The following is a 23,050-nucleotide window of genomic DNA, read 5'->3' as shown; positions in this document are numbered from 1 at the left end:
ATGCCTGCGACTCACTCTCCCACTCCTGCGCGGTCCTGGATAGTTCGCCTGGCACGCGTGTGCTGGGAACGTAAGAAACTTAGCATCATCGTAGTGGTAGCGTCGGTCTCGACCATTCTGCTGGCCGCGCTGACGCCGTTGCTGACAAGGCAAGCGGTGAACGACGCGCTGGCGGGCAATCCGACTCGTCTGCCGTGGCTGGCCTGCGGGCTATTGCTGATTGCCTTTTTTGATTTCATCGGTAACTACGTGCGCCGCGGTTATGCCGGGGAGCTCTCGCTCTGGGTGCAGCACACCCTGCGAGGACGGGCATTCGACAGTATTCAAAAACTTGACGGCGCAGGCCAGGACGCACTGCGCACCGGGCAGGTGATTTCACGGACCAACAGCGATCTGCAGCAGGTGCATACCCTGCTACAGATGTGCCCGGTGCCGCTGGCGGTGTTCACTTATTACATTGCCGGCATTGCCGTGATGCTGTGGATGTCACCCGCCATGACGCTCATCGTCGTGTGCGTACTGGCATGCCTGGCTATCACTGCGCTGCGCGCGCGTCGCCGGGTCTTTGCGCAAACCGGGCTGGCCTCGGACCGACTGGCAAATCTCACCGAACATATGCGCGAGGTGCTGGCGCAGATCTCAGTGGTAAAATCCTGCGTGGCGGAGCTGCGTGAAACGCGCTGGCTGGATCGCCAGTCGCGGCAGATGGTGCGGGTACGCATCGGCGCGGCCATCTCGCAGGCGATGCCAGGTGCCACCATGCTGGCGCTACCGGTGCTCGGGCAAATCGTCCTGCTGTGCTACGGCGGCTGGTCGGTTATGCACGGGCGCATCGATCTCGGCACCTTCGTGGCGTTTGCCAGCTTCCTCGCGATGCTGACCGGGCCAACCCGTGTACTGGCATCGTTTCTGGTTATCGCCCAGCGCACCCAGGCGTCCGTGGAGCGCGTGTTTGCTCTGATCGACACCCGTTCGCAGATGGAAGACGGGACGGAGGCGATTAACGGTCAGGTTATCGGGCTGCAACTGGAGAATATGAGCTTCGAGTACCGTGGCGGCAGACGCATCCTCAGCGATGTCTCCTTTTCCCTGCACGCCGGTGAAACCGTGGCGGTAGTGGGCGCATCGGGTTCAGGGAAATCCACGCTGCTGATGCTGCTGGCGCGTTTTTACGATCCCAGCGCCGGAGAGATATGGCTCAACACCAGCGCAGGCCGACAGAACCTCCGCGATCTCAGGCTGGAGGCGCTTCGTCGTCGGGTAGGCGTTGTGTTTGAGGATGCTTTTCTGTTTGCCGGTACGGTGGCGGAAAATATCGCCTACGGGCACCCTCAGGCAACGGCGGACGACATTCGCCTCGCGGCGAGGGCAGCAGGAGCCAGCGATTTTATCAACGCCCTGCCGAAAGGCTTCGATACCCAATTAACCGAACGCGGTACGAATCTTTCCGGCGGACAGAGGCAGCGAATCGCGCTGGCGCGGGCGCTCATTACCGCGCCGGAAGTGTTGATCCTCGATGACACCACCTCGGCGGTCGATGCCGGTACTGAAGCGGAGATCAACACCGCGCTGAGTCGCTATGCTGACGAAAAGCATATGCTGCTGGTGATTGCCCGACGCCGTTCGACGCTTCAGTTAGCCAGCCGGATTGTGGTGCTGGATAAGGGCCGGGTGGTGGACACCGGAACCCAGGCAGAACTTGAAGCGCGCTGTCCGGCGTTCCGCGCGCTGATGACCGGCGACGGCGATTTCCTCGCGCCTTCCCACAGTGGGCCTAATGGATTGTGGCCGACCGTACCAGCGGCACAAGACGATGCGGCGCAGACGGGGGATAAAGGCTTTGTCGCCCGTATGACGCGCGTGCCGGAAAATGCAGTACAGCAGGCGCTGGCCGGTAAAGGCCGCAAAGTCACGTCGCTGCTGAAGCCCGTGGCGTGGATGTTCGTCATCGCCGCCCTGCTGATCGCCCTCGATTCGGCGGCAGGCGTCGGGGTACTGATACTGCTGCAGCGCGGCATTGACTCCGGCGTTGCCACAGGCGATATGTCGACTATCGGCCTCTGTGCCCTATTCGCCCTGTGCCTGGTGGCCGTGAGCTGGTGCTGTTATTCACTACAGACTGTCTTCGCCGCCAGAGCGGCAGAGTCAGTCCAGCATACGGTGCGCTTGCGCAGCTTCGGCCATATGCTGCGTCTTGGTCTCCCCTGGCATGAAAAGCATGTCGATTCACGTCTGACCCGCATGACCGTAGATGTGGACTCTCTCGCCCGCTTTCTGCAAAACGGCCTTGCCGGTGCAGCCACCAGCCTGGTGACAATGTTCGCCATCGCCGCCGCCATGTTCTGGCTCGACCCGCTCCTGGCGCTGACGGCATTAAGCGCGGTGCCAGTGGTCGCACTGGCAACCTGGATTTATCGCCGCCTCAGCTCCCCTGCTTATGCGCAGGCGCGGCTGGAAATAGGCAAAGTCAACAGCACCCTGCAGGAGAAAGTCTCCGGCTTGCGCGTTGTGCAATCGCATGGCCAGCAGGAACAGGAAGCCGCCCGGCTGCGCGCGTTATCGGATCGGTTCCGTGCGACCCGCGTACGTGCGCAAAAATACCTTGCCGTCTATTTCCCGTTCCTGACCTTCTGCACCGAGGCCTCCTATGCCGCCGTTCTTCTGGTGGGTGCATCGCGGGTCGCCGAAGGCGAAATGACCGCCGGGGTGCTGGCGGCTTTCTTCCTGCTGCTGGGGCAATTCTATGGGCCAGTGCAGCAGTTATCAGGAATTGTCGACGCCTGGCAGCAGGCGACGGCCAGCGGCAAACATATCAATGAACTGCTGGCGACCGAAGGCACAGAGAACATCGAGCCCTCTTCCGCACCGCCCGCCACCGGCGCGCTGCATCTTGATGAGGTCACGTTCAGTTATCCCGACAGCCCTGAACCCGCGCTGAACAAACTTACCCTGACAATCCCTGAGGGAAGGGTCGTCGCGGTCGTTGGTCGCAGCGGTGCGGGTAAGTCAACGCTGATTAAGCTGATCGCCGGATTGTATTCCCCCACCCACGGCAGGATCAGCATTGGCGATCGGATGATTGATGATGCCTCGCTTGCCGATTACCGTCGCCAGATTGGGCTGGTCGATCAGGATGTGGCGTTGTTTAGTGGTGATATCGCGGAAAACATTCGTTATTCACGGCCATCCAGTACCAATGACGACATTGAGATTGCCTCTCAACGGGCAGGGCTGTATGAGACGGTGCGCAATCTGCCGCAGGGATTCCGGACACCGGTGAATAACGGCGGTGCCGATCTGTCCGCAGGTCAGCGCCAGCTGATTGCGCTGGCCCGCGCACAACTGGCGAATGCTCACATCCTGCTGCTCGATGAAGCCACTTCACGCCTGGATCGCACATCCGAAGAGCGATTGATGTCATCGTTAACAGACGTCGCGCACACCGGGAAGCACCTGGCGCTGATTGTGGCGCACCGTCTGACCACCGCGCAGCGCTGCGATCTGATTGCCGTTATCGATAAGGGGCAGCTTGCGGAATACGGCACCCACGAACAGCTGTTAGCGGCCGGCGGCCTCTACACCCGCTTGTGGCATGACAGCGTCGGCAGCTCTGTTCCCCATCGCCAGCACGACATCACGGGGGAAATCGTGGAAGAGTAATTGCGCACGTAAGACATTACAAAACACGCGCTAAAGCGGCTGTTCCCGGAATAGCCGCTTTAGCTATTTATACTGACACCCTTCATATTCAAAGAGAGTGAATGCTGAACATGCAACAACATCCCTCTGCTATCGCCAGGCTGCGCAGCCAGCTGGCAGCAGGCCACATTGCTAACCTTTCTGACTTCTGGCGAGACGCTGAGTCGCTAAATGTACCGCTGGTGACGCCAGTCGACGGAGCGAAAGACGAGCGTGATGTGACATTTCTGTGGCGCGCCAGGCACCCTCTACAGGGCGTTTATCTGCGTCTGAATCGGGTGACGGATAAAGAGCACGTGGCGAAAGGGATGATGACCGCCCTTCCCGCGACGGATATCTGGACTCTGACACTGCGTTTACCCGCAAGCTACTGCGGCTCCTATTCGCTGGTGGAAATCCCCCCCGGCACCCCGGCCGAGACGATTGCACAGTCCGGAGGCCGCTTTGCTACCCTCGTCGGGCACGCCGATCCGCTAAACAAAACGCCGGGGATCAACGTTCGGGGAAGCACACAGGAGTCGGTGCTGGCGCTTGATAAAGCCCCCGCCCAGTCCGAATGGCGCGGCGGGTCACCCAGCGGGCAATTGCTTACCTCGGCGCGCACTCTCGCCGGGGAATCGCGCCGGGTTCGGCTCTATCTGCCGGACGTTGATGTTTCGCAGCCCCTCGGCCTGGTGGTACTGCCCGATGGTGAAACCTGGTTCGATCACCTTGGCGTATGCGCGGCAATTGACGCCGCCATAAACAACGGACGCATCGTGCCTGTGGCTGTACTTGGCATCGACAATATCGATGAACACGAGCGAACTGCGATACTCGGCGGGCGCAGCGAGCTGATAAAGGATATCGCCGACCAGTTGTTGCCGACGATCCGCGCCGAACACCCGCAGCGGCGGTGGGCAGACCGTTCGCGCACCGTGCTGGCCGGACAGAGCCTCGGCGGGGTCAGCGCGCTCATGGCCGCTCGTTACGCACCGGAAACGTTCGGGCTGGCGCTCAGCCACTCCCCTTCGATGTGGTGGACGCCAGAGGGTGCCAGCCGGCCAAACGTGTTCAGCGAAACCGATACGTCATGGGTGAGCGAACATCTGCTTTCTGCCCCGCCGCAGGGCGTGCGCATCCGCCTGTGCGTGGGATCGCTGGAAGGTTCGACGGTACCCCACGTTCAGCGGCTGCATCAGCAGTTGCTTACCGCTGGCGTCGACAGCCATTGCGCAATGTATACCGGGGGTCACGATTACGCATGGTGGCGCGGCGCACTGATTGACGGGCTTGGTTTACTCCAGGGTTGACTTGACCCGCGAACACTTTCAGGCAACTGTACAGGCTTCCTGAATAAAGAAAATGTCACCTGCGGAAAAGGAATAAACATCAGATGTATGCCCGCGAGTATCGCCCAACACGCTCACGCAAGGCGCTTGTCACTCTTCTTTCTGGTCTCACCCTTATCTGGAATGCGCACGCTTTCGCAAAGCCGGATATGCAGCCACTGGGGCCGAATATCGCCGATAAAGGCTCTGCGTTTTACCATTTCAGCGTCAACTCGTTCGACTCCGCCGATGGCAGCCGCCATTATCGGGTATGGACGGCCGTGCCAAATAAGGCCGCACCGGCGTCGGGCTACCCGATTTTATATATGCTCGACGGCAACGCAGTTATGGACCGCCTGAACGACGACCTGCTCAAACAGCTGGCAGAAAAATCACCGCCGGTGATTGTGGCTGTCGGGTATCAGACCAACCTCCCCTTCGATCTCAACGGCAGGGCCTACGACTATACGCCAGCAGCAGAAAGCGGCAAAACGGATACCCGCAACGGGCGTTTTAGCCGTAAGAGTGAGGGTAGCAACGACTTCCGCCAGTTACTGGAAACGCGTATAGCGCCAAAGGTGGAACAGGGATTGAATATCGATCGGCAGCGTCGCGGCCTGTGGGGGCACTCCTACGGCGGCCTGTTCGTGCTGGATGCATGGCTGTCTTCCCCTTATTTCCGGACGTATTACAGCGCCAGCCCGTCGTTGGGCAGAGGCCATGATGCGCTACTGAGCCGCATCACGGCGGTTGAGCCGTCGCAATACTGCGCCAGGCGCCTGATGATAATGGAAGGTTCGGCGACACCGGGCGATAACCGGGAAACACATGCTGCCGGAGTGCTGACGAAAATTCATGCCACCCTCGCCACGCTGGAAGATAAAGGCGTCAATGCCGCCTTTTGGGATTTCCCAAACCTGGGACACGGGCCGATGTTCAACGCCTCCTTCCGCGGAGCGCTGTTAGATATCAGTGGTGAAAACGCAGGTAACACAGCAGGCTGTCATTCATTAAGCCGCTAAACACTGCCCGCCTTGACGCGGGCAGTACACCTGTAACACTACGATCAAAATGACGCGGTAACACCGGCATAATAAGCCCGGCCAGGCTCGTTATAGGTATTCGCCCCTTCGGAAGATCGGTAGATCTGTTTATCTAAGATATTGCTGACACCAACGTTAAGACGCAGATTTTTATTAATATCGTAATTGAAGTTCGTCCCCACCAGCGAATAAGCGCCCAGCTCTTTACCTGACAGACCGCCAGTATCTTCACTACGAGTTTCCGAATGAGTACGCGGTTTTTGTCTGCCGTATAACGTCCAGTTGACGCTGGCAGAGAACGCCTGGGTAATGGTCCAGTCAAGCGAGTTATTAATGGTGTATTTCGGGATGATCGACAGCGGATTACCGGTGTCTTTTTGCTCCGAGGTGATCATCCAGGTGGCATTGGTATTCCAGTTCAGACGATCTTTCACCAGCGGGAACGCCATGCTGGCTTCGATACCGTCCACCAGCGCTTTCCCGCCGTTCTGCCACTGGAGAATATATGCGCCGGAAGCGGTTTGCCCGATAACATTATCCCCGGCCACGATCTTATTCTGGTAGTCATTGCGGAAGTAGGTCACGCTGGCATGGTAATCTTCCCAGGCGAACTCCAGCCCAATTTCTTTATTGATGCTAATTTCCGGATCGAGATCTTTATTACCGATCAGGTAGCAGCCGCCCGATGTAATATCTTTTGGACAACCGTTGCCTTTCGAGTAGAGCAGATAACCTTCGCTGGATTGATACAGGTTTGGTGCTTTAAAGGTTCGGGCAATCCCCGCTTTGACTTTGAAGTAATCCCCCAATTCCTGCGAGAGGTTCAGGCTGGGGCTGAAGTTACCGCCGGAATCGTTGAGATAATCAAAGCGCAGGCCGGGAATGATATTCGTGCCGGGAACCGGCTCAATATTATCTTCAATATACAGCGCACTGATTTGGGAATGGTTTTTACTGCTGCGATCCGCAGCCGAGCCAGAAATGCCGCCGATATCACTGTCATCCACGGTCAGGCTGGTAGAGGAAGGATCGTCGAGCTCATCGCGGCTCCACTCCGCACCCACGGTCAGCGTTTGATCGACCAGCGCATTCAGCGGAATATTAAGCTCGCCGCTGGTTCGCCAGGAGCTCAGGCGATTGGTCGTGAACTTTTCATCCGCCGAAATACGCCCTTCACCGCCACCGGATAATCCTTCATTCATGCGGGTGTTATTGGTTTTCTCGTAATAGACACCAAAACGGCTTTGACCCCAGTCCCAGATACCATTATGTGTAACGCCATAATTTTGCCGGTACAGGCGGTTCGTCTCTTCGCCGGATTTCGCCAGGCTTTCAGTGACGGCACTGGAAGAACTGTTTTGCGTATCGCCCGCATAGATATTCCCCTGGCGGCTATATCCGGCTTCGAAATCGATAATTTGCTGCGGATTTAATTTCCACGAGACAACGCCGTTGATATCTTTGTTGCGCACCCCTTCATGCCCGGCCGCGTTTTTCGTACCGGCCGAGGAGTTAATATCCCAGCTGTCGGCATCGGTTTTATTCAGGTTTCCGTACAGGCGCATGGTCAGCGCATCGCCAGCCAGCGGCCCGCTAAGGCTGAAGTTGGCGCGACGCGTAGCGCCTTCATCGCTGCTTTCCGGCTGGTTGGTGTATAACGACAGCGAACCGTGCCAGTCGTTGGTAGGGCGTTTGGTAATGATGTTCACCACCCCGCCCGCTGCGCCCGAACCGTAGCGTGCCGCCGCAGGGCCGCGGATCACTTCAATACGCTCAACCTGTTCCGGTGGCACCCAGTTGGTGTCGCCGCGGGTATCACGCTCTCCACGCCAGCTATAACGCACGGCGTTGCGCGACGTCACCGGTACACCATCAATTAAAATTAAGGTGTTCTCCGGCCCCATGCCGCGAATGTCGATCTGGCGGTTATTACCACGTGTACCCGAGGCGCTGTTGCCGGTCAGATTGACACCGGGCATTTTGCGAATAATATCGGAGAGATCGTTGACCGGAGGGTTCTTTTTAATATCTTCGCTGGTAATAATCGACACGCCCGGCTGCTGTTTGAGTACCTGCTCAGCGGTGGCTTCCACCACCAGGGTCTCGTCGTTATCATCGGAGGATTTTGCCAGTGATACCTGACTGTTCAACCCTGCCAGGAGCGCAGTGAGCGGCCAGAAGATCTTGATAATTCTCATACCCATTCCCTAATACATGCCTAACGCAAAAGTGATCGATCGTTAAGCTCACATCCTTGCCAGATATTTTAAACTGCCATTATTTTTATAATAAGAATGATAATTAATATCATTTGAGGAGGATTAAGGCAATCCTTAATACATGGATGCGCGCATTAATGAAACGCACGCATTGGCCCGGAGTGATTCTTCCCGGGTACCGCCCTGTGCTTTCGTAAAGCTGGCATACTGAAACTGCGGAAGAAGAGAACAGCCCATTGGTATTTCGTGTAGTGACATAACGTTAATATGTCACTACAAGGGAACGCAGCCCCGGTAAGCGCAAGCGCCACCGGGGAAAGAAAGGTTATTGTTGCGCTAACTGATTGCGACGGTACTCGCCCTGGCGCTCCAGCATCCAGCCAGGATACTCGCGCGGCAGCGCGCTGACCGCATCCAGCTGTTTCAGCTCATCATCGCTTAGCTGAACGCCGGTTGCGGCAATGTTGTCATCCAACTGATCGACGCGTTTCGCACCAATAATGACGCTGGTCACCGCTTTCTGGTGCAGCAGCCACGCCAGCGCGATTTGCGCCACGGAAACGCCTTTACTTTCGGCGATGGTACGCATCACGTCCACGCAGTCGAAGGCGCGATCTTTATTCACTGGCGGGAAGTCGAACGCCAGGCGACGACTACCGGCCGCGCTCTGCCCGTCGCGATCGTATTTTCCGCTCAGCAGACCCCCCGCCAGCGGGCTCCATACCATCAACCCGACGCCTTCGCTCTGCATCATCGGCACCAGTTCGCGCTCAAGGTCGCGCCCGGCGATGGTGTAGTACGCCTGCAATGAGGCAAAACGCGCCAGCCCCAGACGCTCAGAGATGCCGAGCGCTTTGGCAATCTGCCATGCCGCCCAGTTCGAGACGCCGATATAGCGTACGTGACCGTGCTGCACAAGATTATCCAGCGCGTAAAGCGTCTCCTCGATGGGGGTCGCGGGGTCGAAACCGTGCAGCTGATAGAGATCGATATGATCCAGCTGCAAGCGACGCAGGCTCTCCTTCACGCCGCTGATGATGTGATAGCGCGAGCTACCGCGCGAGTTCACCCCCGCTGTGCCGGTTTCACCGAACACCTTGGTGGCAACGACCACGTTTTCGCGCGGAATTTTCAGGTTCTTCAGCGCCTGCCCGGTGATCTCCTCTGAACGCCCTTCCGAGTAGACATCTGCCGTGTCGATAAAATTGATCCCGGCGTCCAGCGCGCGGCCCACCAGCTGCTCGGCGTCGCTTTGCTGAAGCTGACCAATTTTGCCCCACATGCCGCCTTCACCGCCGAAGGTCATGGTGCCGAGGCAGAGTTCAGAAACAAACAGTCCGGTATTGCCCAGTTTTTGATAACGCATAACGCTTTCCTCGCATGTCGATTGGGTGTCTGTTAGTTATACCCGCCCCCCAGCCATCGCGAATGTGGCGTTCCTGTCCGTTTCTTGCCCAATCCTCTGAATCTATCCGCGCGGGGCGTCGCCAAAGACGCTGTAGTCTGGCAGCCGCACCTGCTGATACGGCTCCCAGCCGCCGCCGAGGGCTTTGTAGAGCGCCACCAGGTCAAGCGCGCTCTGCACCTGCGCCTGCGCCCGCTGCTGTTCGGCCTGAGCGAGCTGACGCTGGGCGTCCAGCACGTCAATAAAGCTGGCGATCCCCTGCCGGTAGCTGTCGCTGGCGAGATCAAAGGCGTTTTGCAGCGCGTCGATGGTTTTCGCCAGGCCCGCTTCACGCTGCTGGTCGGTGCGATAGCTCACCAGCGCGTTTTCAACGTCGCCGAGCGCCGTCAGTACCGTCTGGCGATAGTCCAGCACTGCCGCCCCCTGCTGCGCGCGCGCCACCTTGACGCTGGAGACCAGCCGACCGCCCTGGAAAATCGGTATGGAAACCTGCGGGCCAAAGCTGTAGAAGTGGCTGCTCCAGTCGGTCAGCCAGTTAGATTCACTGTTGCGCAGGCCAAACTGTCCGGAGAGGGTAAAGCTCGGGAACAGTTCTGCCACCGAGACGCCAATCTGCGCCGTGGCGGCATGGAGATTCGCCTCGGCTTCGCGCACGTCCGGGCGACGGCGCGCCAGGGTGGACGGAATACCGGTCTGCACAATATCTGGCAGGGCAGGCATCGGCTGCACGGATTGCAGTTCGGCATCCAGCGCGCCCGGCGGTTTGCCGAGCAGGATCGCCAGCCCGTTCATCGCCTGGCGTTCCTGCGCCTGATACTGCGGCAGCTGCGCTTCAAGATTGCCCAGCTGCGCCCGGGCGTTCTCCACGTCCATCTGCGGCGACAGCCCGCCCCGCTGGCGGCTTTCGGTCAGATCCAGCGTCTGCTGTGCGCTTTCAATTTGCGTATTAAGCGTGGCAATGATGCTCTGCGCCCCACGCAGCTGTAGCCACGCCCGCGCCACTTCGGCTTCCAGCGAGACCAGCGCATCGTTACGCTGCTCGATCGCCGCCCGCTGCTGCGCCTCAGCCGCTTCTACCTGACGGCGCACCTTGCCCCACAGGTCGATTTCCCACTGGGCGTCGAAGCTGCCCTGATAGAGGTTTATCGGCTGCGTCAGCGGGCCTAACGCGCCCCGCAGTTCAGGATCGACATTATTCAACTGGTCATACACGCCGTGGGATTTCAGCTCACCTTCCAGCCCAAGCTGCTGGCGCGTCGCCTGCACATTGCCATTCACCGACGGGAAAAACGCCCCGCCGGCCTGGTTAATCTGTTCGCGCGCGCCGGCAATGCGTAATACCGTTTGCTGTAGCGTCAGATTCCCGGCGATGGCGCGTTCAATCAGGCTGTCGAGCTGCGGCGAGCCGAAGGTTTTCCACCAGCGCGGGTTGGTGGCCGCGGAGGAAGTTTGCGATTTCACCGCGCTGTCGCCCTTATCGTTCCAGTGCGTGGTGGCGGGCGGTGCTGGCTGTTGGTAGTCCGGCCCGACGGCGCAGCCCACCAGCAGCATCATTATCATCAGGGGGTGTAAACGTCTGTGTATCATCAGTGTGCTCCTGCACTCCCCTCGCTCTTAACCGGCGAGAGCAACAAACAAAACGGAATCAGTAATAGGGCCACCGCGCTCAGAATGGTGAAGACGTCGATGTAGGCCAGAAAGCGCGACTGCTCGATCATCGTCTGGTACATCCGCCCGGTGGCAATGCCGGTCGGATCGCCCACCTGAGTGGTGAAGTTCTGGATCGCCTGGGCGCTTTCGCGAATCGCCAGCTGGAACTGCTCGTTAAACGGCGAAGCGTGGTAAGCCAGATGCGCGCTGTGCGCCTGCGAGCGCTCGGTGATCGCCGCCGTCGAGAGCGAAATCCCAATCGAGCCGGCCACGTTGCGGAACATGGTAAACAGCGCCGCCGCGTCGGCGTTAAGCCGCCTCGGGATCGAGATAAAGGCGATGGTGGTCAGCGGCACAAACAGGAACCCCAGCCCTATCGACTGCGCGCTGCGGAACAGCACCAGCGTTTCGAAGTCGATATCCGGCGTCAGCGTGCGGGACCAGAAGAACGACACCGCCAGGCAGGTAAAGCCGAAGGTGATGATCCAGCGCGTCTGCACCACCGGCATCAGCTTCAGCACCAGCGGGATGGTCAGCACAATCAGCACCGCGCCGGGCGAGAGCACCAGCCCGGACCAGGTGGCGGTATAGCCCAAATCCTGCTGCGCCAGCTGCGGAATAACCACCGAACTGCCGTACAGGATCATCGCCATCCCCGCCATCAGCAGGCTGGAGATCGCAAAGTTGCGGTCCTTCATACAGTGCAGATCCACCACCGGCTTTCTGGCATACATCAGCCAGTAGATCGCGCCGATAATGCCGACCAGCGTCAGTACTGCGAAGGTGCGGATAAAGTTCGAATAGAACCAGTCATCATCTTCGCCCCGGTCGAGCATCACCTGCAAACAGCCAAGACCGAGGGCGATCAGGCCGATCCCCGTCCAGTCGACGGTGAGCTTCTCTTCCGACTTTTTCTCCCACGGCGGATCTTCCAGCAGCTGATAGATGGCCAGCACCGTCACAATCCCTACCGGGATATTGATAAAGAACACCCAGCGCCAGGAGTAGTTATCGGTGATCCAGCCCCCCAGCGTGGGACCGAGTACCGGCGCGACGATAATGGCAATGGATGAAAGGCCAAAGGCTTTGCCCCTGTCCTCCGGCTTGAAGTAGTCGAGTAGCACCGACTGCTGGGTAGGCTGCAATCCGCCGCCAAAGAACCCCTGCATCACGCGGAACAGGATGATTTGCCATAGCTCGGTGGCGATGCCGCACAGGAACGAGCAGATGGTGAACATCACAATGCAGATCAGAAAGAACTGCTTGCGGCCAAACAGACGGCTCAGAAAGGCCGAGATAGGCAGCACGATGCCGTTCGCCACCAGGTAGCTGGTGAGCACCCAGGTGGATTCGTCATAGCTGGCCGAGAGCGACCCCGCGACGTGGGGCAGCGCCACGTTGACGATGGTGGTGTCCAGAATTTCCATAAACACCGCCAGGGTGACCACAATCGCCACCGCCCACGGGTTACTGGCGGGCTTCCAGTTATCGTGGCTGTGATCCGTCATTCCACGGTGACCTTCGGTTCAACCGACAGCCCCAGCGGCAGCGGCTTATTCGGATCCAGCCCTTTATCAATGACGATTTTCACCGGCACGCGCTGAACGATCTTCACAAAGTTACCGGTGGCGTTTTCCGACGGGAAGGCGGAGAAGCGCGAGCCGCTGCCCTGCTGGATGCTGTCGATATGGCCTTCCAGCTCCATATCCGGCCAGGCATCGACGGACACGGTCACTTTGTCGCCCGGCTTCATGCGCTCAAGCTGCGACTCCTTGAAGTTCGCCACCACCCACACGTTCGGGGAAACCAGCGAGAACAGCGCCGTACCTGCCTGCACCAGCGTACCGGGCTGGACGTTGCGTTTGGTGACAAAACCGTCGAACGGGGCGCGGACTTCGGTATAAGAGAGGTTCAGGTTGGCGGTTTCCAGCTGCGCTCTGGCCTGATCGACCTGCCGTTCGCGGGCTTCGACGTTGGTCTCCTGCTGGCGGATTTGCAGCTGAACCTGCTCCGCCACTTCCAGCTGCGCCTGCGCGCTGGCCAGACCCGCCTGGGCACTCCGCAGTTGAGCGTTCGCGGCATCGATACTTTGTTGCGTGGTCGCGCGCGGGTCAACGCCGCGCTGACGGCGGTACTCCGCCTGCGCGTTGGCCATATCCGCCTGGGCTTTCAGTACCTGGGCTTTGGCTTCATCGCGCTGAGCGGGATATTGCACCTTCGAGAGCGCCAGCTGCGCCTGCGCCTGATGCAACTGCGCAATCGCCAGCCCAAGCTGGGCCTGGGCCTGATCGCGCTGGGCGGTGGTATCACGCGGATCGATCACCACCAGCACATCCCCTTTCTTCACGCGCTGGTTATCCCGCACGCGAAGTTCGGTGACGTAGCCTGCCGTTTTTGGGGCAATGGTCACTACGTCGCCGTCGGTGAAGGCGTCGTCGGTGGTCTCTTCGTTACGGGTTAAAAACCACCAGACCAGCGCCACAATCACCATCACGATGACCACGATGCCAAGGATAATTAACGGTTTTTTCCCCGGGCGCTTGCGCTCGTTATTGTTTTGATCCTGCTCGTCAGCAGGTGGGTTTTGATCTTCTGCCATAGTTCAGCAACGGTCCTGTCAGTGAGCGGCATCACACTATGCCGTTCACTAAAGCTAGGACGTTGCTATACATTTGCCAGGAAAAACTGACAAATTGCGCACTATATGAGAAGGAATAGTCCGAAACCGACCGCCGCTGACCAGAGCAGCATCGGGATTGACCATAAATGGAAGCGCCACCAGATGCGGCGATCGTTGGCCATCCGCAGGGCGATGAGGTTAGCCAGCGAGCCAGGCAGCAGCCCAAAGCCGCCGACGTTGACCGCCCACGCCAGCAGTACCGTTGGGGGAACATAGTTAAGCAGCAAAATGGTGGACGGCACGTTACTGATCACCTGCGAGAGACCAATCGCCGTCAGCCATAATCCCGGCTGCGACAGACCGCTGACGCTATGGAGAACGTTCTGCAATACCGGAAGCTGGATCAGGAGATGGACGTCAATAAACATCGCCATAAACACCAGCAGCAGCGTCCAGTCAACGCTCACCAGCACCCGCCGGGCGAGGAACAGGAAGCCGCACGCCACCAGCAGCGCGCCCGCCAGCGCCTGGTTTAACTCCAGCGCGATAAGGAAAACGATATACAGCCCCAGGCAGCTCCAGACGAGACGCGGCTGCCAATGGGGGCCGGTTGTACCGCTGTGGTACTGCAACGATTTATTCGGGAAAGCAAACCAGCCCACCGCCAGCAGCGACGCCACGATCGCCAGCGCCAGCGGCGCCATCTGCCCGGTAAACGCGGTAAACGACAGGCCGGAGCGTCCCCACAGCAGAATGTTCTGCGGGTTACCGATCGGCGTGAGCAGCGAGCCCGCATTGACGGCCAGCGCTTCAAAGATAATCAGACGGGTAACCGGTATTTCGCACAGCTTACGCAGCGTGAGCGTAAGCGGCACCACGATAAAAAGCGCCACGTCATTAGTGAGAAACGTCGACAACAGCGCCGCCGAAAAGACCATGAACAGGGCCAGTTTGCGCTCGGTGGCGAAGCGGCGCACCATTTTGCGCCCCAGCACGTCAAAATAGCCGCTCAGCTCCACGCCTTTGGTGAGCATCATCAAACCGCTCAGAGTAATAATGGTGCGCCAGTCTATGGCCGCCGGCCAGGTGTGCGGCGTGAAGGGCACAAAGACGCTGAGCCCAACGCCAGTGATCAGTAAAAGATGGAAAAAGCGATCGCGTTTCAGGGCCTGCAAGCCGGGGATGTTCATTCAGCGGAGGGACCGTATTTGAGCGTAAACTCGCGGAACTTCAACAGCGTCTCTTCACTGACGTGGTGTTCCATACCTTCGGCATCCCGACGGGCAATTTCCGGGCTGACGCCCAGCACCAGTAAAAAATTCTCGACGATCTGGTGGCGCTCGCGGCTCTCCTGCGCCAGCTTTTCGCCCTCAGCGGTGAGAAACACCCCGCGCCAGGGGATCATCTCGATCAGCCCGACCGACGCCAGACGTTTTAACATTTTTGCAACGGTTGGCTGCGACACCCCAAGGCGTGCGGCCATATCCACCTGGCGCGCTTCTCCCACCTCACGAATCAGATCAGAGATCAGTTCGACATAATCATCAATCAGCTCCCGGCGGTGCGCCTCGCGCACCTGGCGGAAGCCTTCCACATGCTCTTCAACGTTCACCAGTTGCGTCGTTTTTTTTGTTGTTGGCTTACCTGCGCGACGGTTCATTGTGCTTCCTCAATGGGGTTGACGCTTCCAGCGCCCTGTAACGGAGCGCACATTGTAAACCATAGCTCTACAAGCACAAAAAATTAACGAATTAGCCATAGCTATACAATATAGCCTGTGCTATATCTGTATGTAATGCAGTCACCCTTCACGGATCGAAGGGATCATGAATCAGGAGGTCTTATGAATGAATTCAAGAGGTGTATGAACGTGTTTACCCACTCTCCTTTTAAAGTGCGCCTGATGCTGTTGAACATGCTGTGCGATATGTTTAACGCCAAACCGCAGCAGGACGACAATTCTTCCCACTAGGCGGCGTCGCGGTACGCCGCTTCATTTTCCCGTCACACTTACGTTGTAAACTGGCCTGTTCCCGATTATTTTTGCGGATTTGCAGCCCCCTTCGCAAAACATCTGTTTAGCAACTGTTGACCTTAATTCACGCTCGCACTATCTTCTTGCAGCCCTGCACAATTTGCGGCTCGCTGAAGCGGACCTCTCATTCCCTTTCCACGCACTGTCCGGCAGGCTTTGACCCTTGACGCCAGGGTGAGCACATGGCGTTTTCGTGATAGTGATCTATGAACGTAACCCTGATTGATACACTTGTTACCCGCAGCCGGGCCTTAAGCCCGTGGACGGGATTCTATTTTTTGCAATCGCTGTTGATTAACTTTGCTCTTGGCTACCCCTTTAGCCTGCTTTATGCCGTCGGATTCACCTGTATTCTTCACCTGCTCTGGCGAAGCGCACCGCGCGTGCAGAAAGTGCTTATCGGGATCTGTTCTCTGATTGCTGCCGCCTATTTCCCGTTTGGCCAGGCCTATGGCGCGCCGAACTTTAATACTCTGCTGGCGCTCCACTCCACCAATATGGAAGAGTCCACAGAGATCCTGACGATCTTTCCGTGGTACAACTACGTGGTTGGCCTTTTCATTTTTGCCCTCGGCGTGATTGCGGTTCGTCGTAAGCCCGTCGGGAAAAAGGCATGGGGTAAAATTGAAAGCCTGTGCCTGGCCTTTAGCGTGGTGACGTTTTTTGTTGCACCGGTACAAAATCTGGCCTGGGGCGGCGTGTTTAAGCTTAAAGATACCGGGTATCCGGTGTTTCGCTTCGTCAAAGACGTGGTGGTGAATAACGAGGAAGTGCTCGACGAGCAGGCGCGTATGGCCGAGCTTTCCACCATGAAAGACACCTGGAATGTGCTGGCGGTGAAACCGAAGTATCACACCTACGTGGTGGTGATCGGTGAAAGCGCGCGTCGCGATGCGCTCGGCGCGTTTGGCGGTCACTGGGATAACACGCCGTTTGCCAGCGCCGTTAACGGTACGCTGTTTACCGACTACGTGGCGGCCAGCGGCTCGACGCAGAAATCACTCGGTCTGACGCTCAACCGCGTGGTGGATGGAAAACCGCAGTTTCAGGATAATTTTGTCACCCTGGCCAACCGGGCAGGTTTTCAGACATGGTGGTTCTCTAACCAGGGACAGATCGGCGAGTATGATACCGCCATCGCCAGCATCGCGAAGCGTGCCGACGAGGTACAGTTCCTGAAAAGCGGTGATTTCGAAGCCGATAAAAACACAAAAGATGAAGCGTTGCTAAAAATGACGGCGCAGGTCTTTGCTACTCAGCGCACCCAGCCGCAGCTGATTGTCCTGCACCTGATGGGGTCACACCCGCAGGCATGCGATCGTACCGGGGGAAAATATGCGGAGTTTGTGCAATCCAAAGAGACCTCGTGTTATCTCTACACCATGACGCAAACCGACGATCTGCTCAGCAAGCTGTACGCACAGCTGCGCAACAGCGGCGACAGCTTCTCGATGGTCCATTTCTCTGACCACGGTCTGGCATTTAAGGAGCGCGGTAAACAGGTGCAGTATCTGGCACACGATGACAAGTTCCAGCAAAACTTCCAGGTACCGTTTATGGTGCTGTCGAGTGATGACAAAACGCATCGCATCATCAAAGCGCGCCGTTCCGCGAACGATTTCCTGAAATTCTTCTCACAATGGACGGGGATTAAGGCGAAAGAGATAAAAAATGATTACCCGTTTATCTCCGGGAAGAAGGGCCCGCCAGTTTACATTACCAACTTTAAGTTACAGAAAGTCGACTATAACCATCTTGGGACGGATATTTTCGATATTAAGAGTAAGTAATTTCTGCCGTTTCGTGCGGGCTGATGCCCTCACCGGCCCTCTCCCACGGGGAGAGGGTACAAACAAAAAAAATCCGCCACATTGGGCGGATTTTTTACTGGCTCACCGAAGTGATTAGAAGCGGTAACCTACGCCCGCGATCCAGGTGCCAACGTCAACGTTGCGGATACGGCTCTGCTCATAGGAGAAGTCCAGAGCAACGTTTTCGATTGGGTTGAACTGCATACCTGCGCCATAGGAGAAACCATAGTCGCTGTTGCTTGCAGTACGGTTCAGACCCTGGTTTTCGGTCTGCTGGAATTTACCGTAGCCAACACCTACAACACCGTAGATGCTTGCCCAGTCATTCAGGCGGTAAGCAGGACCCGCGGTGATGCCGTAGTACTGACCTTTATTGTAAGAGCCATTTTCAGTACGATCTTTCTCGGTGTAAGTGAAAGAACCGATCACACCCAGCGGGTTGTTGTCTTGCTCGTAACGGTACTTCAGGTTGAAACCGTTGGTTTTGTTCATCACGCCCTGCATATCGCTCTGAGCGTAACCACCGGTTACAGTAGAAGTTGCCGCTACAGCGGTACCTGCGGAAACAGCCAGAACAGCTGCCAGTGCTGAAAGACATGCAATTTTTTTCATAACCACCTCAAATGTGCTTCAAGTAAGTCCGTAAGTTTTAAATATATCAAAAAATTCTGTGAAACTCTTTGTCATTCACGATGTCTAATGCGACCTTTCCTGTAACAGAACATTTCCAGCACCAGCTATCTCGTTCAAATAACTCCAGATTTTCACCTGTAAATGCTAATAGTGCGCGTCATCGCCATTTAGTTCATCCAGATTATTCCTAATCTTTCAGGCGATAAAATCATCAACGTTTTCTCATTTTACGGATTTTCCCTGGATTTTTTTCAACAGTAGCTCAACCGTTGCAGCTTATTTCCATTACACTGCGACTTTTACCTCATTTGACATAAATTGACAGGAGAAAGGATGCCAGGTTTACCTCGTAAATCGTCGGTCTGGATGCCGGTGGCAGTCATACTTATCGCGATGATGTCCATACAAAGCGGTGCGTCGCTGGCAAAATCGCTGTTTCCGCTGGTTGGTGCGCCCGGCGTCACGGCGCTGCGTATCGCATTAGGCACCCTGATCCTCGTGGTTGTTTTTAAACCCTGGCGGCTACGGTTTAAAAAGGAGCAGCGACTGCCACTGCTTTTTTATGGGCTGGCGCTGGGAGGGATGAACTACATGTTCTATCTCTCTATTCAGACGATCCCGCTGGGGATCGCGGTCGCGCTTGAATTTACCGGCCCGCTGGCGGTTGCCCTCTTCTCTTCTCGTCGTCCGGTAGACTTTATCTGGGTCGTACTGGCCGTGCTGGGGCTATGGTTCCTGCTGCCGCTCGGGCAAAGCGTTTCACAAATCGATCTGACAGGGGCAGCTCTGGCGCTGGGCGCGGGGGCATGCTGGGCGGTGTATATTCTCACTGGCCAGCGTGCGGGGGAAGAGCACGGCCCCGCGACGGTCGCCTTAGGCTCGCTGATTGCCGCCGTTATCTTTGTCCCGATTGGAATGGCACAAGCGACAGACTCAATATGGCAATGGTCAATCCTGCCGGTTGGGCTGGCGGTTGCCATTCTCTCCACGGCGCTGCCCTACTCTCTGGAGATGATCGCCCTGACGCGCCTGCCCACACGCATTTTTGGTACGCTCATGAGCATGGAGCCCGCGCTGGCCGCCATCTCAGGAATGATTTTCCTCGGTGAAACCCTGACCCTGGTACAAACGCTGGCGCTCTGTTCCATTATCGCGGCGTCAATGGGCTCCACCCTGACCATGCGTCCGGAACCTAAAGTGGAAAAAATAGACCTCAACTAAACCTTAAATTCTGCATGGCTAACCCGCCATGCAGAATATACGCCACGTCAGTCGCTCAAATAATTTCTTACAAACTCTCTCCTATTGCCAAAATATTTCACCTGCTCGCTTTCCTGGAGAGTGAATTAAGATTGATCTGTATCAATTTAAATAAACCACTTACTTTTCAAATGGTTGATAATACAACCTTCCTTTCGCTATTAAACCGATAGGCAGAGCCAAACCGCAGAGAAAAAATCCGGTGCTATACTTAGTCCCGTAATTACCTGGGACACAAACATCAAGAGGATATGAGATTATGAGTACCGCTAAACTGGTGAAAACGAAAGCGTCTAATCTGCTTTATACCCGTAACGATGTATCGGATAGCGATAAAAAAGCGACCATCGAGTTGCTGAATCGCCAGGTGGTCCAGTTCATCGATCTTTCGCTGATCACCAAACAGGCCCACTGGAATATGCGCGGTGCAAACTTTATTGCCGTTCATGAAATGCTGGATGGCTTCCGCACAGCACTGGTGACTCACCTGGACACCATGGCCGAACGTGCCGTACAGCTGGGTGGCGTGGCACTGGGTACCACACAGGTGATCAACAGCAAAACGCCATTGAAAAGCTATCCGCTGGATATCCATACCGTTCAGGATCACCTGAAAGAGCTGGCGGATCGTTATGCGATTGTGGCGAATGATGTTCGTAAAGCGATTGGCGAAGCCAAAGATGAAGATACCGCTGATATCTTCACTGCCGCATCACGCGACCTGGATCAGTTCCTGTGGTTCATTGAGTCCAACATCGAATAATCCCTGCGGATTGTCCGAATAACCCTCGCCCCTGGCGGGGGTTTTGCACATTTATGGTGCGCACTTTTGCCCGCAACGGCCGCAAAAGTGAATAAAATGTAATAATCACCTCACACAACCGTTAACGGAAGATTGTTTTTTCGTCAGATTCTGCGCTAAATATCCCCCTGTCAGAAGACCTTAACGAAGCGCACCAAAACGGTGCTCCATTCTGGTGCAACCTGGCAAAATTGCCACGCTTTTTGTGCAATGCGTGACATCATCCCCTTTGCAAAACAACAGCTTGTAAAATTGGCACGATTTTTTCATTGTGCCTGAGGTTCTCGCAGGGGATCGCCCCGTGGATATAAAAGGAAATGCTATGAAGTCTGTATTAAAAGTTTCACTGGCTGCACTTACCCTGGCGTTTGCGGTGTCCTCGCAGGCTGCCGACAAACTGGTTGTGGCGACTGACACGGCGTTCGTACCGTTTGAATTCAAACAGGGTGATAAATACGTTGGTTTTGACGTGGATCTGTGGGCCGCTGTCGCAAAAGAACTCAAACTGGATTACACCCTGAAGCCAATGGATTTCAGCGGCATTATCCCGGCACTGCAAACCAAAAACGTTGACCTGGCGCTGGCAGGCATCACCATTACCGAAGAGCGTAAAAAAGCCATCGACTTCTCTGACGGCTACTACAAAAGCGGCCTGCTGGTGATGGTGAAAGCGGATAACAACGACGTGAAAAGCGTGAAAGATCTCGACGGTAAAGTGGTCGCCGTGAAGAGCGGCACCGGCTCCGTTGATTACGCGAAAGCCAACATCAAAACCAAAGACCTGCGTCAGTTCCCGAACATCGACAACGCTTACATGGAACTGGGCACCAACCGCGCTGACGCGGTGCTGCACGACACGCCTAACATCCTTTACTTCATCAAAACCGCCGGTAATGGCAAGTTCAAAGCGGTAGGTGATTCCCTGGAAGCTCAGCAGTACGGTATTGCGTTCCCGAAAGGCAGCGACGACCTGCGTAACAAAGTTAACGGCGCGCTGAAAACCCTGAAAGAGAACGGCACCTATAACGAAATCTACAAAAAATGGTTCGGTACCGAGCCTAAATAATTTCACCTGACTTCAGGTTTGTAACGCCCGGTGGCGCTTCCGCTTACCGGGCCTACGTTTTTTGTTTTTCACCACGGTATACAGGAATACATCATGCAGTTTGACTGGAGCGCCATCTGGCCTGCCATTCCTCTCTTGCTTGAAGGCGCTAAAATGACCCTGTGGATTTCGGTCCTCGGTCTGGTTGGCGGGTTGATTATCGGTCTGGTGGCCGGTTTCGCCCGCACCTACGGCGGCTGGATTGCAAACCACATCGCACTGGTTTTCATCGAAGTGATCCGCGGCACCCCCATTGTGGTGCAGGTCATGTTCATCTACTTCGCCCTGCCGATGGCCTTCACCGACCTGCGCATCGACCCGTTCAGCGCCGCCGTTGTTACCATCATGATCAACTCCGGCGCCTACATTGCGGAAATTACCCGCGGTGCGGTGCTGTCGATTCATAAAGGCTTCAGCGAAGCCGGCCTGGCGTTAGGTCTTTCCCGTCGCGAAACCATTCGTCACGTGATCCTGCCGTTGGCGCTGCGCCGCATGCTGCCGCCGCTGGGTAACCAGTGGATCATCAGCATTAAAGACACCTCGCTGTTTATTGTTATCGGCGTGGCCGAACTGACCCGTCAGGGCCAGGAGATCATCGCGGGTAACTTCCGCGCTCTGGAAATCTGGAGTGCGGTCGCCGTTGTCTATCTGATTATCACGCTTGTCCTGAGCTTTGTTCTGCGTCGTCTTGAAAGAAGGATGAAAATCCTGTGATTGAATTTAAAAACGTTTCCAAGCACTTTGGCCCAACCCAGGTGCTGCACAATATCGATTTGAACATCAGGCAGGGCGAAGTGGTGGTGATCATCGGGCCGTCCGGTTCCGGTAAATCCACCCTGCTGCGCTGCATTAACAAGCTTGAGGAGATCACCAGCGGCGATTTGATCGTCGATGGTCTGAAGGTTAACGATCCGAAAGTGGACGAGCGCCTGATCCGCCAGGAAGCGGGCATGGTGTTCCAGCAGTTCTACCTGTTCCCGCACCTCACGGCGCTGGAAAACGTGATGTTCGGTCCTCTGCGCGTGCGCGGGGCCAGCAAAGCGGCAGCGGAAGCGCTGGCAAAAGATCTGCTGGCGAAGGTTGGTCTGGCGGAGCGTGCCCACCACTATCCTTCCGAGCTGTCCGGCGGCCAGCAGCAGCGCGTGGCCATTGCCCGTGCGCTGGCGGTGAAGCCAAAGATGATGCTGTTCGATGAGCCAACGTCGGCACTCGACCCGGAGCTGCGTCACGAAGTGCTGAAAGTTATGCAGGATCTGGCGGAAGAAGGCATGACGATGGTGATCGTTACCCACGAAATCGGCTTTGCCGAAAAGGTGGCGTCCCGTCTGATCTTCATTGATAAGGGCCGTATCGCGGAGGACGGGAATCCGCAGGCGCTGATTGCGAACCCACCAAGCCAGCGCCTCCAGGAGTTCCTGCAACACGTCTCCTGATAGACACACCCAGAGCCGGGCATGC

Annotated in this window: 18 protein-coding genes; 10 read left to right on the top strand and 8 right to left on the bottom strand. The window is 56.7% G+C overall.

All coding sequences use genetic code 11. The features are described 5' to 3' along the window. The 3 genes from iroC to ACOTY5_RS02910 all read left to right on the top strand — a co-directional run bounded on the left by iroC (nt 1) and on the right by ACOTY5_RS02910 (nt 6,031). Entirely contained in the window at nt 1–3,660 is a 3,660-nt protein-coding gene (iroC, locus tag ACOTY5_RS02920) for a salmochelin/enterobactin export ABC transporter IroC (RefSeq protein WP_045142364.1), read from the top strand. A gap of 101 nt (nt 3,661–3,761) precedes the next feature. Further along, the gene (locus tag ACOTY5_RS02915; protein WP_017384910.1) at nt 3,762–4,991 is read left to right on the top strand and encodes an esterase family protein; all 1,230 of its coding nucleotides are present in this window, start codon (nt 3,762–3,764) and stop codon (nt 4,989–4,991) included. A gap of 83 nt (nt 4,992–5,074) precedes the next feature. Next, nucleotides 5,075–6,031 carry an alpha/beta hydrolase gene (locus ACOTY5_RS02910; RefSeq protein WP_045142366.1) on the top strand — a complete coding sequence of 319 codons (957 nt, stop codon included), beginning with the start codon at nt 5,075–5,077 and terminating at the stop codon, nt 6,029–6,031. Nucleotides 6,032–6,075: 44 nt separating this feature from the next. On the opposite strand, the gene iroN is transcribed toward ACOTY5_RS02910, so the two are convergent. The 7 genes from iroN to mntR all read right to left on the bottom strand — a co-directional run bounded on the left by iroN (nt 6,076) and on the right by mntR (nt 15,606). Then, nucleotides 6,076–8,250 (bottom strand): siderophore salmochelin receptor IroN, encoded by a 2,175-nt coding sequence (gene iroN / locus ACOTY5_RS02905; protein ID WP_086523929.1) that lies wholly within the window; start codon nt 8,248–8,250, stop codon nt 6,076–6,078. A 346-nt stretch (nt 8,251–8,596) separates the two neighbouring features. Further along, complete coding sequence (locus ACOTY5_RS02900) at nt 8,597–9,637, bottom strand: aldo/keto reductase (protein WP_017384912.1); 1,041 nt, start codon at nt 9,635–9,637, stop codon at nt 8,597–8,599. A gap of 102 nt (nt 9,638–9,739) precedes the next feature. After that, nucleotides 9,740–11,263, bottom strand: coding sequence for an efflux transporter outer membrane subunit (locus tag ACOTY5_RS02895; RefSeq protein ID WP_017384913.1), 1,524 nt, complete (start codon nt 11,261–11,263; stop codon nt 9,740–9,742). Beyond that, the gene (locus ACOTY5_RS02890) at nt 11,263–12,834 is read right to left on the bottom strand and encodes a DHA2 family efflux MFS transporter permease subunit (RefSeq protein ID WP_062933907.1); all 1,572 of its coding nucleotides are present in this window, start codon (nt 12,832–12,834) and stop codon (nt 11,263–11,265) included. Before ACOTY5_RS02890 ends, ACOTY5_RS02895 begins: the two co-directional genes overlap by 1 nt. Next, nucleotides 12,831–13,925: an HlyD family secretion protein gene (locus ACOTY5_RS02885; RefSeq protein WP_032653048.1), complete on the bottom strand. Its 1,095-nt coding sequence runs from the start codon at nt 13,923–13,925 to the stop codon at nt 12,831–12,833. The genes ACOTY5_RS02890 and ACOTY5_RS02885 overlap by 4 nt, the downstream gene beginning before the upstream one ends. A gap of 101 nt (nt 13,926–14,026) precedes the next feature. Then, nucleotides 14,027–15,136 (bottom strand): anion transporter, encoded by a 1,110-nt coding sequence (locus ACOTY5_RS02880; protein ID WP_045142368.1) that lies wholly within the window; start codon nt 15,134–15,136, stop codon nt 14,027–14,029. Next, nucleotides 15,133–15,606, bottom strand: coding sequence for a manganese-binding transcriptional regulator MntR (gene mntR, locus ACOTY5_RS02875; protein ID WP_015571059.1), 474 nt, complete (start codon nt 15,604–15,606; stop codon nt 15,133–15,135). Before mntR ends, ACOTY5_RS02880 begins: the two co-directional genes overlap by 4 nt. A gap of 183 nt (nt 15,607–15,789) precedes the next feature. Here mntR and mntS point away from each other — a divergent pair, with 183 nt between their 5' ends. Together mntS and ACOTY5_RS02865 are read left to right on the top strand one after the other, a co-directional pair. Continuing rightward, a complete protein-coding gene (mntS, locus tag ACOTY5_RS02870) occupies nt 15,790–15,918 on the top strand; it encodes a manganase accumulation protein MntS (protein ID WP_017384915.1) in 129 nt (42 codons plus the stop codon). 269 nt (nt 15,919–16,187) lie between these two features. Beyond that, nucleotides 16,188–17,771: a phosphoethanolamine transferase gene (locus ACOTY5_RS02865; RefSeq protein ID WP_045142369.1), complete on the top strand. Its 1,584-nt coding sequence runs from the start codon at nt 16,188–16,190 to the stop codon at nt 17,769–17,771. A 114-nt stretch (nt 17,772–17,885) separates the two neighbouring features. Here ACOTY5_RS02865 and ompX read toward each other — a convergent pair whose 3' ends face one another. Beyond that, nucleotides 17,886–18,404 (bottom strand): outer membrane protein OmpX, encoded by a 519-nt coding sequence (gene ompX / locus ACOTY5_RS02860; protein ID WP_003858450.1) that lies wholly within the window; start codon nt 18,402–18,404, stop codon nt 17,886–17,888. Nucleotides 18,405–18,758: 354 nt separating this feature from the next. On the opposite strand from ompX, the gene rhtA reads away from it, so the two are divergent. The 5 genes from rhtA (at nt 18,759) to glnQ (ending at nt 23,025) form a co-directional block, all read left to right on the top strand. Then, nucleotides 18,759–19,646 (top strand): threonine/homoserine exporter RhtA, encoded by an 888-nt coding sequence (gene rhtA / locus ACOTY5_RS02855; protein ID WP_017384917.1) that lies wholly within the window; start codon nt 18,759–18,761, stop codon nt 19,644–19,646. A 298-nt stretch (nt 19,647–19,944) separates the two neighbouring features. Next, the gene (dps, locus tag ACOTY5_RS02850; protein ID WP_000100801.1) at nt 19,945–20,448 is read left to right on the top strand and encodes a DNA starvation/stationary phase protection protein Dps; all 504 of its coding nucleotides are present in this window, start codon (nt 19,945–19,947) and stop codon (nt 20,446–20,448) included. A gap of 361 nt (nt 20,449–20,809) precedes the next feature. Continuing rightward, on the top strand, nt 20,810–21,553 hold the full coding sequence (gene glnH / locus ACOTY5_RS02845; RefSeq protein WP_003858455.1) for a glutamine ABC transporter substrate-binding protein GlnH: 744 nt from the start codon (nt 20,810–20,812) through the stop codon (nt 21,551–21,553). A gap of 93 nt (nt 21,554–21,646) precedes the next feature. Further along, nucleotides 21,647–22,306, top strand: a complete 660-nt coding sequence (glnP, locus tag ACOTY5_RS02840; RefSeq protein WP_003858462.1) for a glutamine ABC transporter permease GlnP — start codon at nt 21,647–21,649, stop codon at nt 22,304–22,306. Next, nucleotides 22,303–23,025 carry a glutamine ABC transporter ATP-binding protein GlnQ gene (glnQ, locus tag ACOTY5_RS02835; protein ID WP_006809503.1) on the top strand — a complete coding sequence of 241 codons (723 nt, stop codon included), beginning with the start codon at nt 22,303–22,305 and terminating at the stop codon, nt 23,023–23,025. Before glnP ends, glnQ begins: the two co-directional genes overlap by 4 nt. Nucleotides 23,026–23,050: the final 25 nt, after the last annotated feature.

Origin of the sequence: Enterobacter cloacae complex sp. SHL018 (genome assembly GCF_049237905.1) — a bacterium.
GTDB lineage: Bacteria > Pseudomonadota > Gammaproteobacteria > Enterobacterales > Enterobacteriaceae > Enterobacter > Enterobacter hormaechei_C.
Note: the sequence above shows the minus strand (reverse complement) of the source record. Positions and strands in the feature narration are given on the sequence as shown.